11 protein-coding genes are annotated in these 16,035 nt (G+C 60.1%); 8 read left to right on the top strand and 3 right to left on the bottom strand.

Features of this window, described 5'->3' with window-relative positions; translation table 11 throughout:
• Positions 1-94 precede the first annotated feature (94 nt).
• The 7 genes from sucC to lpdA all read left to right on the top strand — a co-directional run bounded on the left by sucC (position 95) and on the right by lpdA (position 9,403).
• Complete coding sequence (gene sucC, locus ACINK1_RS12725) at positions 95-1,291, top strand: ADP-forming succinate--CoA ligase subunit beta (protein WP_376800280.1); 1,197 nt, start codon at positions 95-97, stop codon at positions 1,289-1,291.
• A 1-nt stretch (position 1,292) separates the two neighbouring features.
• Positions 1,293-2,183: a succinate--CoA ligase subunit alpha gene (sucD, locus tag ACINK1_RS12730; protein WP_376800279.1), complete on the top strand. Its 891-nt coding sequence runs from the start codon at positions 1,293-1,295 to the stop codon at positions 2,181-2,183.
• Between the two features lie 67 nt (positions 2,184-2,250).
• Positions 2,251-3,060: a methyltransferase domain-containing protein gene (locus ACINK1_RS12735; protein WP_395760149.1), complete on the top strand. Its 810-nt coding sequence runs from the start codon at positions 2,251-2,253 to the stop codon at positions 3,058-3,060.
• Positions 3,061-3,215: 155 nt separating this feature from the next.
• On the top strand, positions 3,216-6,164 hold the full coding sequence (locus ACINK1_RS12740) for a 2-oxoglutarate dehydrogenase E1 component (protein ID WP_376800277.1): 2,949 nt from the start codon (positions 3,216-3,218) through the stop codon (positions 6,162-6,164).
• A gap of 42 nt (positions 6,165-6,206) precedes the next feature.
• Positions 6,207-7,409 (top strand): 2-oxoglutarate dehydrogenase complex dihydrolipoyllysine-residue succinyltransferase, encoded by a 1,203-nt coding sequence (gene odhB, locus ACINK1_RS12745; RefSeq protein ID WP_376800276.1) that lies wholly within the window; start codon positions 6,207-6,209, stop codon positions 7,407-7,409.
• Positions 7,410-7,469: 60 nt separating this feature from the next.
• The gene (locus tag ACINK1_RS12750; RefSeq protein ID WP_376800275.1) at positions 7,470-7,859 is read left to right on the top strand and encodes an MAPEG family protein; all 390 of its coding nucleotides are present in this window, start codon (positions 7,470-7,472) and stop codon (positions 7,857-7,859) included.
• A gap of 128 nt (positions 7,860-7,987) precedes the next feature.
• A complete protein-coding gene (gene lpdA, locus ACINK1_RS12755) occupies positions 7,988-9,403 on the top strand; it encodes a dihydrolipoyl dehydrogenase (RefSeq protein WP_376800274.1) in 1,416 nt (471 codons plus the stop codon).
• Positions 9,404-9,417: 14 nt separating this feature from the next.
• Here lpdA and ACINK1_RS12760 read toward each other — a convergent pair whose 3' ends face one another.
• Together ACINK1_RS12760 and ACINK1_RS12765 are read right to left on the bottom strand one after the other, a co-directional pair.
• Positions 9,418-9,975 carry a DUF4337 domain-containing protein gene (locus ACINK1_RS12760; RefSeq protein ID WP_376800273.1) on the bottom strand — a complete coding sequence of 186 codons (558 nt, stop codon included), beginning with the start codon at positions 9,973-9,975 and terminating at the stop codon, positions 9,418-9,420.
• Between the two features lie 102 nt (positions 9,976-10,077).
• The gene (locus ACINK1_RS12765) at positions 10,078-11,031 is read right to left on the bottom strand and encodes a tyrosine recombinase XerC (RefSeq protein WP_376800272.1); all 954 of its coding nucleotides are present in this window, start codon (positions 11,029-11,031) and stop codon (positions 10,078-10,080) included.
• 173 nt (positions 11,032-11,204) lie between these two features.
• Between ACINK1_RS12765 and clpB the strand changes: the two genes are divergently transcribed.
• Positions 11,205-13,823, top strand: coding sequence for an ATP-dependent chaperone ClpB (gene clpB, locus ACINK1_RS12770; protein WP_376800271.1), 2,619 nt, complete (start codon positions 11,205-11,207; stop codon positions 13,821-13,823).
• Between the two features lie 11 nt (positions 13,824-13,834).
• On the opposite strand, the gene ACINK1_RS12775 is transcribed toward clpB, so the two are convergent.
• A complete protein-coding gene (locus ACINK1_RS12775; protein WP_376800270.1) occupies positions 13,835-15,868 on the bottom strand; it encodes a M23 family metallopeptidase in 2,034 nt (677 codons plus the stop codon).
• Positions 15,869-16,035 lie beyond the last annotated feature (167 nt).

The following is a 16,035-nucleotide window of genomic DNA, read 5'->3' on the forward strand; positions in this document are numbered from 1 at the left end:
CAATTGTGAGGCTGACAGCGGGATGTCCTGATCGCAAGGCACTCCTCTTCTCCCTTCCTTCCGCCAAAGCGATTTCCAGACGAGGAAACACTCTATGAATCTTCATGAGCATCAGGCCAAGGACATCCTGCGCCGCTTCGGCGTGCCCCTGTCCAAGGGTGTCGTGGCGTTCACGGCCGATGAGGCGCTTCTGGCCGCCAAGGAATTGCCTGGACCTGTTTATGTCGTCAAAACGCAAATTCATGCGGGTGGGCGGGGAAAAGGCAAGTTCAAGGAATTGCCGGCTGATGCCAAAGGTGGCGTCCGCCTTGCCAAGAGCCCTGAGGAAGTCAGGGCACATGCTGAAGACATGCTTGGCCATACGCTGGTGACAGTGCAGACCGGACCGGCGGGGCGCGTTGTGCGCCGTCTCTTCATCGAAGAGGGCGCGGATATCGCCAAGGAATTCTACCTCTCCTTCCTGGTTGATCGGGTCACGTCGCGGGTGGCGGTGGTGGCCTCGACCGAAGGCGGCATGGATATCGAGAAAGTGGCGCATGATACGCCGGAGCGGATCGCCAATTTCACCATCGATCCGGCAACCGGCGTCATGGGCCATCATGGTCGGGCGCTGGTGAGCGCGCTGAAGCTCAGCGGTGATCTTGCCAAGCAGGCGCCGAAGCTTCTGGAAAATCTCTATCGGGCCTTTCTCGCCAGCGACATGAGCCTGCTCGAGATCAACCCGCTTATCGTCACCAAGGATGGCCGGCTGGTCTGCCTTGATGCCAAAGTGTCGCTCGATGATAACGCGCTTTACCGTCATCCCGATCTGCTGGCGCTGCGTGATATCACGGAAGAGGACGACAAGGAGATCGAAGCCTCCAAATATGACCTCAACTACATCGCGCTTGATGGCACGATTGGCTGTCTGGTCAACGGTGCCGGGCTTGCCATGGCGACGATGGATATCATCAAGCTCTACGGCGAACAGCCGGCAAACTTTCTGGATGTCGGTGGTGGAGCCACGAAGGAAAAAGTAACGGCCGCCTTCAAGATCATCACCACGGACCCCAATGTGAAGGGTATCCTGGTCAATATTTTCGGCGGCATCATGAAGTGTGACATCATCGCTGCCGGTGTCATTGCGGCTGTTCAGGAAATCGGCCTCAAAGTGCCGCTCGTCGTTCGCCTCGAGGGCACGAATGTCGAGCTTGGCAAGCAGATCATCCGTGATTCAGGCCTCAACGTCATTGCCGCGGATGATCTCGACGACGCCGCCAAGAAGATCGCAGCCGCGGTAAAGGGACACTGAGATGGCCATTCTGATCGACAGGAACACCAAGGTCATCTGCCAGGGCCTCACCGGCTCGCAAGGCACCTTCCATACCCAGCAGGCCATTGCCTATGGCACCAAGATGGTGGGCGGGGTTACGCCTGGCAAGGGCGGGCAGATGCATGCCGAGACCAATCTGCCGGTCTTCAACAGCGTTCTTGAGGCGCGGACAAAAACGGGCGCGGACGCTTCTGTCGTCTATGTCCCGCCGCCATTCGCGGCGGATGCCATCTGCGAGGCGATCGATGCGGAGATGCCGCTCGTCATCTGCATCACCGAGGGCATTCCGGTCATCGACATGGTGCGTGTGAAGCGGGCGCTGGTTGGCTCGAAGACGAGGCTGATCGGCCCCAATTGTCCAGGCGTGATGACGGCGGGCGAATGCAAGATCGGCATCATGCCGGGCTCGATCTTCAAGCCTGGGTCGGTTGGTATCGTCTCGCGCTCAGGCACGCTGACCTATGAGGCGGTGTTCCAGACATCGAATGAGGGGCTTGGCCAGACGACGGCGGTTGGCATCGGCGGCGATCCGGTCAAGGGGACCGAATTCATCGACATGCTCGAAATGTTCCTGGCTGACGAGAAGACGAAATCCATCATCATGATCGGTGAAATCGGCGGAGACGCCGAGGAAAAGGCGTCGCAATTTCTTGCCGATGAAGCCAGGCGCGGCCGCAAGAAGCCGATGGTTGGCTTCATTGCCGGCGTGACGGCTCCTCCCGGCCGGCGCATGGGTCATGCGGGTGCCATCACGCAAGGCTCCGCTGGAACGGCTGAAGGCAAGATGGAAGCGATGCGGGCGGCTGGCATCCGCGTCTCGCCATCGCCGGCGCGGCTGGGAACGACATTGACGGACGTGCTCAAGGGTTGAGCGAACGCTTAAGCGTTCGCGGCCATACAGGGAAGATTTGGTGCAGGCGCGCTCACTTATTGACGGCGTGAAATATATCGCCGTTGAGATCAAGGAAGCCCGCAAGGCTCTGTCCCGGCGCGTGCATCTGTCGCAATTTCGTGGCGATACGGTTGAATGCCCGCTGTGCCGGACCGGTTTGCGTCGCTTTCGCCCGGTGTGGAAATCCTATCAGCGCAAGATGAGGGAATACGGGGCGGACTATCCATTTGATCGCCTCGAAACCTTCAACGCCGAGAGCTATAGCTGCCCCAGTTGCGATGCCTCCGACCGTGAGCGACTCTATCTGATCTATATCCAGAAGAAGATGGCCGCGTGGCCGCCGGGCAAGCCGTTGCGCCTTGTCGATTTTGCGCCCTCGCGCCCGCTTGAACGGCGCTTGCGCCGGATGCAGGGCCTGGTTTATCGCACGGCTGATCTTTTTCGCGCCGATGTCGATGAACGTGTCGATATCAGCGACATGCCGGCCTATGCGGATGGCAGCGTCGATGCCTTTATCTGTTCGCATGTGCTTGAACACGTGATCGATGACCGCAAGGCGATGAGCGAGTTGGCGCGTATTCTGTCGCCTGATGGTTTTGGTATCGTCATGGTGCCGTTGATTCGCGGTGTCGAGGACACCCATGAGGATCCCTCGATCATTGAGGGCCCGGCGCGGTGGAAGGCGTTTGGCCAGGACGATCACTTGCGCCAGTACGGGCGCCATGATTTCCTCGAGCGTCTGCGTGCCGCCGGCTTGCGGGTTGACGCTTTCGACCAAACATATTTCGGAGCTGACGTATTTCACCGCTCTGGTATTTCTCCCAGTTCGGTTCTTTATGCGGTGTCGCGGGCGTGAGGCCGTGCTTCAGGGTGGCTGCGTAAATTCGCTCGCTATCGGGCATGTGACGTATGATATGCTGGAGTGAAATGCGTTAGAACTAATGGCGAAATCGCTCGATGCGTCGAGCCTTGATGGGACTGGCGGTGCGCGAAAGGCCGCTTGCGGAAATCATGACAAGACAAGACAAACAGACCACTTCTTTCCTCGATGGCGCCAGTGCTGGCTATATCGAGCAGCTGCAGGCCCGCTATGAGCTGGACCCGCATTCAGTTGATGCGAGCTGGCAGGATTTCTTTTCAGCGCTCGGTGAGACCAAGGGCGAGGTCAAAAGCGCGGCAGCGGGCGCTTCGTGGAAGCGACCCAACTGGCCGGTGCAGGCGAATGGCGATCTGGTCGCGGCGCTGGATGGCATGTGGCCGCAGGCCGACAAGGCGCTCAGCGAAAAATTGCAGAAGAAAGCGGCAGCCGGCGGGGTCGCCCTGTCGCAGGAGCAGCTGCACAGCGCGACACGCGATTCGGTGCGGGCGCTGATGATGATCCGCGCCTTCCGGGCGCGTGGCCATTTCCATGCCGATCTTGATCCGCTGAAGCTCGACCCGCCAAAGCCCGAGCCGGAGCTTGATCCGGCAAGCTACGGGTTTGCGGAAGGCGATCTCGACCGCCCGATCTTCATCGATCATGTGCTTGGCCTTGAGACGGCAAGCGTGCGCCAGATGGTGGAGATCCTGCGACGCACCTATTGCTCCACGCTTGGTATCGAATTCCTCCATATGTCGAACCAGGAAGAGAAGTCGTGGTTGCAGGAGCGCATCGAGGGACCGGACAAATCGATCGATTTCACGCCCGAGGGCAAGCGCGCCATTCTCAACAAGCTGGTCGAGGCCGAAGGCTTCGAGAAATTCCTTGATATCAAGTCACGAACCACCAAGCGTTTTGGCCTTGATGGCGGGGAATCGATGATCCCGGCGCTGGAGCAGATTATCAAGCGCGGCGGCAATCTCGGCGTCAAGGATATCGTGATCGGCATGGCGCATCGCGGGCGCCTCAACGTGCTGGCGCAGGTGATGGGCAAGCCGCACCGGGCGATTTTCAACGAATTCAAGGGTGGCTCCTTCCTGCCTGATGATGTGGCGGGTTCGGGCGACGTCAAATATCATCTCGGCGCCTCCTCGGACCGCGAATTCGACAACAACAAGGTGCATCTGTCGCTGACGCCGAACCCCTCGCATCTGGAAATTGTTGACCCGGTTGTACTGGGCAAGGTGCGCGCCAAGCAGGATCATTATAATTGCCCGCCCGATGACCGGCGTGTCGTCATGCCGCTCCTCATCCATGGCGATGCGGCCTTTGCCGGGCAGGGCGTGGTCGCTGAATGTTTCGCGCTGTCAGGGCTCAAGGGTTATCGCACCGGCGGCTCGATCCATTTCATCGTCAACAACCAGATCGGTTTTACCACTTATCCGCGCTATTCGCGCTCCTCGCCCTATCCGTCTGATGTCGCCAAGTTGATCGAGGCGCCGATCTTCCACGTCAATGGCGATGATCCGGAAGCCGTCGTTTTTGCTGCCAAGGTTGCGACCGAGTTCCGCCATAAATTCCAGAAGCCGGTCGTCATCGATATGTGGTGCTATCGTCGGTTCGGCCACAATGAGGTCGACGAGCCGGCGTTCACCCAGCCGCTGATGTACAAGAACATCCGCCAGCATCCCAGCACGATGACGATCTATGCCGAGAAGCTGAAGCGCGAAGGGCTGATTGCCGAGGGTGAAGTCGAGGCGTGGGTCCAGGCGTTCCGCGACAAGCTCGAAAGCGAGTTTGAAGCAGGGCAGAGCTACAAGCCCAATCGTGCCGAATGGTATGATGGCCGTTGGGCGGGGCTTGGTCCGGCCGATGACGAGAACGAAGCGCGTCGTGGCGATACCAGTGTCACAACCGACAGGCTGAAGGCGCTGGGAGCAAAAATCACCCGGCTGCCCGGCGATTTCAAGGCGCATCGCAATATCGAGAAATTCATGGAGGAGCGCCGTCAATCCATCGAGAGCGGCGAAGGATTGAACTGGGCAACCGCCGAAGCGCTCGCTTTCGCAACCCTTCTCGACGAGGGTCATGTGGTGCGCCTCTCGGGCCAGGATTGCGAGCGCGGTACCTTTTCGCAGCGCCACAGTGTCCTCATCGACCAGGACAGTGAAAAGCGCTACACGCCGCTTAAAAATCTGTCGGAAACCCAGGCGCGCTTCGAGGTCATTAATTCACTGCTGTCGGAAGTAGCGGTTCTTGGTTTTGACTACGGCTATTCGATTGCCGAGCCGAACGCGCTGGTGTTGTGGGAAGCCCAGTTCGGCGATTTCGCCAATGGCGCGCAGGTGGTGTTTGACCAGTTCATCTCGTCGGGCGAGCGCAAATGGTTGCGCGCCTGCGGCCTCGTCTGCCTGTTGCCACATGGTTATGAGGGGCAGGGGCCGGAGCATTCCTCCGCCCGCCTCGAACGTTTCCTGCAGATGACGGCGGAAGACAACATGCAGGTGGCGAACTGCACGACGCCGGCTAACTATTTCCACATCCTGCGCCGGCAGATGAAGCGCAGCTTCCGCAAGCCTCTGATCCTGATGACGCCCAAATCGCTGCTGCGTGCCAAAAGCGCCACCTCGAGGCTCGATGATCTGGCTGAAGGCACGTCCTTCCACCGTCTGCTGTGGGATGACGCGCAGACGCTGCCCGGCCAGAAGATCAAGCTGAAGGCCGACAGCAAGATCCGCCGCGTCGTGCTGTGCTCGGGGAAGGTCTATTACGATCTTTATGAAGAACGTGAAAAGCGCGGCATCGATGACATCTATCTTCTGCGTGTCGAGCAGCTTTACCCGTTCCCGACGCGCTCGCTCGTGACCGAACTCTCGCGCTTCAAGAAGGCAGACGTGGTCTGGTGCCAGGAAGAGCCCAAGAACATGGGAGCCTGGTCACATATCGAGGTTTATGTCGAATGGGTGTTGAAACAGATCGAGGCCGCCTGTCGCCGGCCGCGTTATGTCGGGCGGGCGGCGGCGGCTGCCACGGCCACCGGCACGCTGTCGAAACATCAGGCGCAGCTCGCCGCCTTCCTTGATGACGCCCTCAAGGCGTGATCATGATCAGCCCTCATCCCACCGATTTTAGCAGGTAATCCGATGTCGACCGAAATTCGTGTTCCCACTTTGGGCGAAAGCGTCACTGAAGCAACCATTGGCCGCTGGTTCAAGAAGCCCGGTGATGCGGTCAAGGCCGATGAGCCGCTGGTTGAACTTGAAACCGACAAGGTGACCGTCGAGGTTCCCGCTCCGGCGTCCGGCACGCTGTCGGAGGTATCGGTCAAGGAAGGCGAGACGATCGCGGTTGGTGCGCTCCTTGGATCGATTTCTGCAGGAACGGGCTCAGCGAAAGCGGGTGCGCCGGCGCCTGTGCCGGTCGCAGCGCCGCCTGCGCCCGCCAGGGCGCCTGCCCACGGCGCCGATGGACCGGCTGTGGCGCGGTTAGCTGCTGAAAGCGGCGTTGCACCGCCTTCGCCCGGATCAGGCAAGGACGGGCGCGCCACCAAAGGTGACATGATGGCGGCAATTGCCTCGGCTGCCGCGCCAGCGGCTGCGCCATCAGTCGCCGTTCAGGTCCGCGCGCCATCGCCGGTCGATGACGCCTCGCGCGAAGAGCGCGTCAAGATGACCAAGCTGCGCCAGACGATCGCGCGTCGCCTCAAGGAGGCGCAGAACGCGGCTGCCATGCTCACGACCTTCAACGAGGTCGATATGAGCGCGGTCATGGGGCTGCGCAACCAGTACAAGGATCTGTTTGAAAAGAAGCACGGCGTGAAGCTTGGCTTCATGGGCTTCTTCGTCAAGGCCTGCGTGCAGGCATTGAAGGAAATCCCGTCGGTCAATGCCGAAATCGATGGCAGCGATATTGTCTACAAGAATTACTATCATATCGGCGTGGCCGTCGGCACCGAGAAGGGCCTTGTCGTGCCGGTGGTGCGCGATGCCGATCATCTGTCGATTGCCGGGGTCGAGAAGACGATCTCGGATTTCGGCAGGCGCGCCCGCGACGGACAATTGAAGCTTGAGGAAATGCAGGGTGGCACCTTCACCATTTCCAATGGCGGGGTTTATGGCTCACTGATGTCGACGCCGATCCTCAATGCTCCGCAATCAGCCATTCTGGGCATGCACAAGATTCAGGAGCGGCCCGTCGTGGTTGCCGGCAAGATCGAGATCCGGCCGATGATGTATCTGGCGGTCAGCTACGATCACCGCATCATTGATGGCAAGGAAGCGGTGACGTTTCTGGTGCGCATCAAGGAAGGCCTTGAAGATCCGGCGCGCCTGGTGATGGATCTTTGAGGCAAAAATCAACGCGGACGGGTCCGATCATGGGCCGTACATGAGTGAAGGAATGTAACGATGAGCCTGATGACAGTCGTGATCTGGGGTTGTTTGCTTATTGTGGTACAAATTGTCGCCCAGACGCTGGTGCTGGTCCGCGACGTCGGCCTGATGGGGGCGTTTCATTCGCGTGATGACCACATGACGCCGGCAAGCGTGCTTGGCGGTCGTCTGACGAGAGCGCTGCGCAATGTCCTTGAAACCTTCCCGGTTTTTGTTGCCCTCGTGGTCGTCGCCAACGCTGCTGGAAAGCAGGGGGATGCAACCCTGCTTCTGGGTGCGCAGATCTGGCTGTGGGCGCGTGTTGCCTATGTGCCGGTTTATGCGGCTGGCATCCCGATCGCGCGCACGCTGATATGGACGGCTTCCGTCATCGGCCTGTGTCTGATGCTTTCGCGCCTGGTGTGATTTTCAGAGCAAATCCGGCGAATTGATATTCGCCGGATTTGTTCGCTCTTCTTGTTTTTGGCATTTTCTTCCCGCGAAACGGCTCCACTTCGCCCGAAAATGCACTAGCGACGAGGTTTTATTCGCCCATGCCTTATGATGTTGTTGTCATCGGTTCCGGTCCTGGCGGTTATGTGTGTGCCATCCGGGCAGCCCAGCTCGGGCTTAAAACCGCCATCGTCGAGAAATGGTCGACCTTCGGCGGTACCTGCCTCAATGTCGGCTGTATTCCCTCGAAGGCACTGTTGCACGCGTCCGAGTTGTTCGATGAGGCAGGTCATGGTTTCGCCGATTTCGGTATCCTCGTCGGCAAGCCGAAACTCGATCTGGTGATGATGATGAAGCATAAGGCAGACACGGTGGCAGCCAATGTCAACGGCGTCGCCTTCCTCCTGAAGAAGAACAAGGTCGATGCGCATATCGGAACCGGCCGCATTCTGGCTCCGGGGCGCGTCGAAGTGACGGCGGCTGACGGCAAGGTGAGCGAGCTTCAGACCACATCAATCGTCATTGCCAGCGGTTCGGTGGTGGCGCCCTTGCGTGATGGCAAGGGGGACGTGATCGAGGTCGACGAGAAGATCATTGTCTCGTCCACAGGGGCTCTCGACATCGCCAAGGTGCCGGCCAAGATGATCGTCGTTGGCGCCGGCGTGATCGGCATGGAGCTTGGATCGGTGTGGCGCCGTCTTGGCGCCGAGGTGACGGTTATTGAATTTCTTGACCGGACGCTGGCTGGCCTTGATCTTGATGTTGCCAAGCAATTCCAGCGGCTGATGGAAAAGCAGGGGATTGTCTTCCACCTCTCGTCCAAGGTCACAGGTATTGCCAAAACGAAATCGGGTGCCAGGGTCACGGTTGAGCCGGTGGCAGGTGGAGAAGCGCAAACGCTGAACGCGGATGTGGTGCTGATTGCCACCGGGCGCATTCCCTATACCGAGGGGCTTGGGCTTGATGCGCTGGGTATCGCGCTCGACCAGCGCAAGCGCATTGTCGTTGATGCGCATTATGCCACCAATGTTGCCGGCATCTATGCAATTGGTGACGTCATTGCCGGGCCTATGCTGGCGCATAAGGCGGAGGATGAAGGCGTGGCCTGCGCCGAAAATTTAGCCGGCAAAGCGGGGCACGTGAATTACGATGTCATCCCCAATGTCGTCTACACGTTTCCTGAAGTCGCCAGCGTCGGCAGGACCGAGGAAGAGCTGAAGGCAGCGGGGATCGCCTATAATATCGGCAAATTTCCGTTCACCGCCAATGGCAGGGCGCGTGCAAACCGCACCACCGAGGGCTTCGTCAAGGTTCTCGCCGATCAGTCAACTGACGAGGTGCTGGGCGTTCATATCTTCGGCGCCGGTGCTGGCGACATGATCCATGAAGCAGCGGTGCTGATGGAGTTCCGTGGTTCGGCGGAAGATCTCGCACGGACCTGTCATGCCCATCCCACCATGTCGGAAGCGGTGAAGGAGGCGGCACTTGCTGTCGGCAAGCGCGCCATTCACATCTAGGGTCAGGCCTCGGCTCAGTGACCTGCGAGCAAAAAATGCGGTGCAAACATGGCAATGGCGACCATCACCATGCCGATAACGCCGAATGCGCCTGAGGCAAGCACGACCATACCGACCCCGGTAATGATCGCGGCTGAGGCCAGAACGATGGCGATCTGCAAGGCAGCAGACCCGAATTCGAACCATTCATGCTTGTGATTATAAAGCTCGCGCTTTTCTTCCTGAACCTTGGCGCGGGCGCTGAGTTCCTTGCGCCCTTCGCCGGTTGACGGCTCGCTTTCGTAGCGCGCGGCAGTCGCCTTCCAGTCAGCGATGCGTTTTTCCATTGCCGGGCGCACCTCCGGGTCGACGATACCGACGAGCCGTGTTTCCATGTCTTCAGTGGCGGTTATCAGAGTTGTGCGGCGAACGGTCTTGGCCTGGTAGAAGGCCCACAGATTCGAGGCTTCGACATTGGCTGCCAGTCCCGATGTCTGTGAGTTCTTCACGCCCATCTCGGCAAAGGCTAACAGAAGGGCGAAAATGGCGATCATCAGGGCGATACGCTTGTTGCCGCCCTCGTGCCCCCCCATGGTGTTCGAGAAGTTCGGTCATCTTTTATGCGGTTTCGGCCATGATGCTCTCCTGCGGTCGATAGCCTTCTAGCCGACAGGATGGCGATTGCAAGATGGCTGTCAGGCCCGGCGCGCGCGCGGATGGGCGCTCTCATAACTCGCCAGCAGATGGGCGCTGTCGACATCGGTGTATATCTGGGTTGTCGACAGCGAGGCGTGGCCCAGCAATTCCTGGATCGCCCGCAAATCTCCGCCCCGCGCCAGGAGATGGCTGGCAAAGGAATGGCGCAGCGCATGGGGGGTGGCGGAGGCGTCAAGGCCAAGGGAGAAGCGTGCCCGCTCAACCGCATATTGAACAAGGCGCGCCTTGAGCGGCCCACCACGGGCTCCGCGAAAAATGACGTCGTCGGGTGCGAGCACGAAAGGGCAGAGCGCCAGATAAGCAGCAACTGCCTGATTGATGACAGGCAGCAGCGGGATCATCCGCGCCTTGCCACCCTTGCCGTGAATACGCAGCGTTGTGGCGCGCGCCCCATCGTCGCGGCCGGTGATGGCGAGAGCTTCGGAGATGCGCAAACCACCGCCATAGAGCAGCGTGAGGACCGCCACGTCACGTGCCCTGATCCAGGGGGATGCATTGTCGTCAAGACTGTCGCCGGCAACAAGCGCGCGCGCGCTTGGCACGGCGATCGGTCGTGGCAGATTTTTTCCCAGGCGTGGCGAGCGAATGAGGGAGATTGCGGAGAGGTCCGCCCTGCCGGCATAGGCGAGATGGCGCTGAAATGAGCGAATGGCCGCGAGCTGACGGGCAATAGAGCGTGCAACGACGCCGGAGCGACGGCGCTCGGCCAGAAAGCCGCGCAGATCACCAGCCGACAGCCCGGCCAGCATGGCAAGTGTGACAGGTCCGCCGCAATGGCGCGCCAGAAAGGTAAGGAACATGCGCAGATCGCTGGCGTAGGCCTGATGGGTTGCTGCCGCCAGCCGCCGTTCTCCCATCAGACAGCGCAGCCATTGATGCAGGGCGTCAGCAACGTCGCGGTCGACGGGCAGGGCTGGTGAAACGTGAACCATGCTGCCAGCTTCCTCTATCTGCCTGAGCAAGCGGTTAATGGCGAGCACTCTTCCTCTTCACATTTGCCTCTCCCTTACCCATATCGCGATCGGGGCAGTTACTTCGGGACTGCCAGTGACGACGTCGCGCGCATTTCCGGGCCACGGACCGCGGCGCGAGTGAGGGATAGGCCATGAATTTCGAGAAATACACGGAAAGAGCCCGCGGCTTTGTTCAGGCGGCGCAATCTCTGGCGTTGCGGGAAAACCATCAACAGGTGTTGCCCGAGCATCTCCTGAAGATTCTTATCGATGACGAGCAGGGGCTGGCGTCGGGGTTGATCGAGCGCTCCGGCGGGCAGGCGGGCGAGATGCGCCGCACGGTCGAGACATTGTTGTCCAGGGTGCCCAAGGTGGAAGGTGGCAGTGGCCAGATCTATCTGTCGCCAGCGCTGGCGCGACTGTTTGCGACGGCAGAAAAGGCGGCGGAAAAGGCGGGCGACAGTTTTGTGACGGTGGAGCGTCTCCTGCTCGCGCTGGCGATCGAGAAGGATACCGAAGCCGGCAAAGTATTAGCAAAAGCCGGTGTAACGCCGCAGCGGATCAATGCGGCAATCGACGATTTGCGCAAGGGGCGCAAGGCCGCCTCGGCGTCAGCCGAAAATCAGTATGACGCATTGAAAAAATATGCCCGGGACCTCACCGAAGCGGCGCGGGAGGGCAAGCTTGATCCTGTCATCGGCCGTGATGAGGAAATCCGCCGGACGATTCAGGTTCTGTCGCGGCGGACCAAGAATAATCCTGTGCTCATCGGCGAACCAGGCGTTGGCAAGACAGCCATTGTCGAGGGGCTGGCGCTCAGGATCGTCAATGGCGATGTGCCGGAATCTCTGAAAGACAAACAGCTCTTGTCGCTCGATATGGGCGCGCTGATCGCGGGTGCCAAATATCGCGGTGAATTCGAGGAGCGCCTCAAGGCGGTGCTGCAGGAAGTGACAGCGGCGGCCGGCCAGATTGTACTCTTCATCGACGAGATGCATACGCTGGTCGGGGCCGGCAAGGCGGATGGGGCGATGGATGCCTCGAACCTGCTGAAGCCGGCGCTGGCGCGGGGTGAACTCCATTGCGTCGGCGCCACCACGCTTGATGAATATCGCAAGCATGTGGAGAAAGATGCCGCTCTCGCCCGTCGTTTTCAGCCGGTATTTGTGGCCGAGCCGACGGTTGAAGATACGGTATCGATCCTGCGTGGGCTCAAGGAGAAATACGAAACCCATCACGGGGTGCGCATCACGGATGCGGCCATTGTCGCGGCAGCGACCCTGTCAAACCGTTACATCACCGACCGGTTTCTGCCGGACAAGGCCATCGATCTCATCGATGAATCGGCGGCGCGCCTGCGCATGCAGGTTGATTCCAAACCCGAAGAGCTGGACGAACTCGACCGTCGCGTCATCCAGCTCAAGATCGAGCGCGAAGCGTTGAAAAAGGAAACGGACAAGGCCTCGGCCGATCGCCTGAAGCGCCTCGAAACGGAGCTTGCCGATATCGAGGAGGACGCGGATCGCCTCACCCAGCAATGGAAGGCTGAGAAAGAAAAATTGTCATCGGCTCAGGCGCTGAAGGCGAAACTGGATGAGGCGCGCAGCGAACTGGCCATTGTCCAGCGCAATGGCGCTTATCAGCGCGCTGGCGAGCTGGCCTATGGCGTCATCCCTGAGCTTGAACGGCAGTTACGGGTGTTTGAGGAGCGGGCAAATCAGGGTGCGCTTGGCGCGGAAGCGGTGACGACGGATCACATTGCCCAGATCGTGTCGCGGTGGACCGGTATCCCGGTTGATCGCATGCTGCAGGGTGAAAAAGACAAGCTGCTGCAGATGGAGACGGCGATCGCCCACAGGGTGATTGGTCAGCATGATGCGGTTATGGCGGTATCAACGGCGGTACGCCGGGCGCGCGCCGGCCTGCAGGATCCGCATCGGCCGATCGGCTCTTTCATGTTCCTCGGGCCGACGGGGGTGGGCAAAACCGAACTCACGAAGGCGCTTGCCGAGTTCCTGTTTGATGATGAGGCAGCGCTGCAACGCGTCGATATGTCGGAATTCATGGAAAAGCATTCGGTCGCCCGCCTCATCGGCGCGCCTCCGGGCTATGTCGGCTACGAGGAGGGTGGCGTGCTCACCGAAGCGGTCAGGCGGCGGCCCTATCAGGTGATCCTGTTTGATGAAATCGAGAAGGCACATCCTGATGTTTTCAACGTCCTTTTGCAGGTGCTTGATGACGGGCGTCTGACCGACGGGCAGGGACGCACGGTCGATTTCCGCAATACGCTGATCATCATGACATCCAATCTCGGGTCGGACATTCTCAGCCAGCAGAGCGAGGGAGATGACAGCGCGGCGCTTCGCGAGCCGGTGATGGCGGTCGTGAGGGCGCATTTCCGCCCTGAATTCCTCAACCGCATCGATGAGATCATTCTCTTCCATCGTCTGCATCGCCAGCAGATGGGCGCCATTGTGGATATTCAGCTGGGGCGTCTGCGCCGGCTTCTGGAGGAGCGCAAGATCACCATCGAGCTTGATGACAAGGCGCGCTCATGGCTGGCGGAAAAAGGCTTTGATCCGGCCTATGGAGCGCGCCCGCTGAAGCGGGTGATCCAAAAGAATGTTCAGGACCCGCTTGCCGAGATGTTGTTGTCGGGCCGGGTGAGCGACGGGCAGAATCTGGCGATTACAGCCGGGCCGCTCGGGTTGATGATCGGTGAGACGGTGCTGACACGCCAGCCCCGCCCCTCGCACGCGGCGCTCAATTGAGGGCGGGCTGATCAGTTCACAATACGCGCCAGCTGCGATCCTTGCGCCTTGCGCATCATCTGCTCAACCTTGTCACGCTCGCGGTCGAATTCCGCGAGCGTGCGCCCCTCAAGCACACGGCCGCGTGGAACGCGGATGCGCAGCGGGTCGACGAAGGAGCCGTTGACGATGACTTCGTAGTGAAGATGCGGGCCTGTGGAGAGGCCAGAGGAGCCGAGGAAGCCGATGATCTGGCCCTGCGTCACCCGCGATCCCTTCTGAACATTGCGCGCGAAAGCGGAGAGATGGGAATAGGATGTGACGTAGCCATTGCTGTGCTGCACCTCGACACGGCGTCCGTATCCGGCGGTCCATTCCGCCTTGAGGACGGTGCCAGCCCCTGCCGAGGCTACGGGCGAGCCATAGCGTGCCGCCCAGTCAACGCCGGTATGCAGGCGTGAATAGCCAAGCACGGGGTGACGCCGGAAGCCATATCCTGAACGGAGCGCAGCGCCGTTGACGAGCGTGCGCAGCAGGAATTTCTTCGAACTACGCCCGCGCTCATCGTAAAAATCGATCACCGATTCATCGCTCGGGCGGAATTTGAAATAGCGCCTCGTCTCGCCGTTGATCGTCAGGGCGGTGTACAGAATCTCGTCCAGCCCAGGAGTGCCGCCTGTTTCCTCATCAGCGGCGTAGAACACGTCAAGAGAATCGCCGGGGCGGGCGCGGCGCTGGAAATCAACGTCATAGGCGTAAACCTTGATCAGTTCATCAATGAGCTGACGTGGAACCTGGTTGTTGAGGGCGGTCTGGTAAATCGATTCAAACAATGTCGGCGTCGATGTGACAATTTCGGTTTCGACGTCCTCCTCTTCCTCCTCCTTCGCCGCCCCTGCCTGGTCTTCGAGGGCGTCGATGGACAGGGAGATGGCGGCATACTGGCCTAGATCAGTCAGCGCGGCAGCGGCCATGACACGGCGCTCCTGCACGATCGCCAGCCGTGCGATCGATTTACGCTGACTTGTCACATCGGCGGGCGCGGTGACCATGTGGAGGCGAAAACCTTCCTTGAGATCACTGACGCGGAAATTCTTGGCGATCTGCTCAATGATCTGCCGGCTTTCCTGCAAGGTTGCGCCGTAGTCGACGAGGATGGAGGCGAGGCTGTCGCCTCTTTTCACGGTGTAGACGATCTCGTCGCTTGCCGTGGAACCTGCGGCTGTGCCTGCCGCATTTGTGGCGTTGCCCTGACGTTTCTCGACGGCTGTAATGTTCTGCTCAACGATGCGGGTGCGCTCATCCTGTCCTTCGGTGCGGTCACTGGTGGAGCGCAACGACAATAGCGGCCCGGCTGACAACAAATTCTCCGCCGCTGTCGCGTCGGCCGCCAGACGCGTGGCGGTGCTGGCGCCCGCGATCAAGGTGCGCAGCACCAACGCGCCGACCTGCTGCTCGGAGAACTGGTCTTCCTCGGCAAAGGCGCCGATCGCTTCGATCAGCGGGCGCGCGGTCACGACCATTTCCGCATCGCCGTCATTCTCAGGCGCGGGAACGAAGCGTATCGGCTGACCGGCCTCGGCGAAGATGCGCGTTGGATTAAAGGCGGGGATGGAATTGCTGATTGCTGATTTCTGCAAGGTAAGAGGCGAGGTTACGCGGGCAAAGGGCTTTGTTCTGATGATTTCCCGATTGCCCTGCAGGGTGGCGGTGGCGATCTGCACTAGCTTGCGCGTCTGGGCGACTTCGACGCGGGGGGGCAGACGGTCGCCTTTTCGGCTGGCCGGTGTGCCGGTGCTGCGGGCAACCAGTTCGCGCAGATCAGCCAGGCTCGGATCGCTGGCAAACCGCGTGGTTCCCTCGACGGCGGCCAGCAGCGCACCACCCATCAGGGTTGTTCCGGCGAGGGCGGTGATGATAATTCCAGCCAGCCAGCGCAGTGAAATCTGCAGCGTGTCGCGCGGCGCGTGATCCACGCCGGTGATCGACAACGCCGGCTCCTGGCCCAGATCAAGCACCCGCGATGTATAACGGTCGCACGATAATTCCTGTTTCAGCGTTCTCACTCGCGGGCTCTTTCGTCAGGAATTGGCAGAAACCGACATTATCCAGATCTCCTGATCCAGGGCTTGTGCCTCATGGCTGCGAGAGGCAGCTTGAAAACAATTCCGATCTTGCCGCCGTATCGATCCTCGGCGCTCTGAACGACATCATGTAGATCGCCTTCTGATTT

Source organism: Raskinella chloraquaticus (SeqCode), assembly GCF_021731865.1.
Classification (GTDB): domain Bacteria; phylum Pseudomonadota; class Alphaproteobacteria; order Rhizobiales; family UBA4765; genus Raskinella; species Raskinella chloraquaticus.

Bases quoted from the DNA above. Each gene is read 5' to 3' on its own strand.
- ACINK1_RS12740 (WP_376800277.1), top strand. From the start codon at position 3,216: ATGACAAGACAAGACAAACAGACCACTTCTTTCCTCGATGGCGCCAGT.
- odhB (WP_376800276.1), top strand. From the start codon at position 6,207: ATGTCGACCGAAATTCGTGTTCCCACTTTGGGCGAAAGCGTCACTGAA.
- sucC (WP_376800280.1), top strand. From the start codon at position 95: ATGAATCTTCATGAGCATCAGGCCAAGGACATCCTGCGCCGCTTCGGC.
- clpB (WP_376800271.1), top strand. From the start codon at position 11,205: ATGAATTTCGAGAAATACACGGAAAGAGCCCGCGGCTTTGTTCAGGCG.
- ACINK1_RS12765 (WP_376800272.1), bottom strand. From the start codon at position 11,031: ATGGTTCACGTTTCACCAGCCCTGCCCGTCGACCGCGACGTTGCTGAC.
- sucD (WP_376800279.1), top strand. From the start codon at position 1,293: ATGGCCATTCTGATCGACAGGAACACCAAGGTCATCTGCCAGGGCCTC.
- ACINK1_RS12760 (WP_376800273.1), bottom strand. From the start codon at position 9,975: ATGGGGGGGCACGAGGGCGGCAACAAGCGTATCGCCCTGATGATCGCC.
- ACINK1_RS12750 (WP_376800275.1), top strand. From the start codon at position 7,470: ATGAGCCTGATGACAGTCGTGATCTGGGGTTGTTTGCTTATTGTGGTA.
- lpdA (WP_376800274.1), top strand. From the start codon at position 7,988: ATGCCTTATGATGTTGTTGTCATCGGTTCCGGTCCTGGCGGTTATGTG.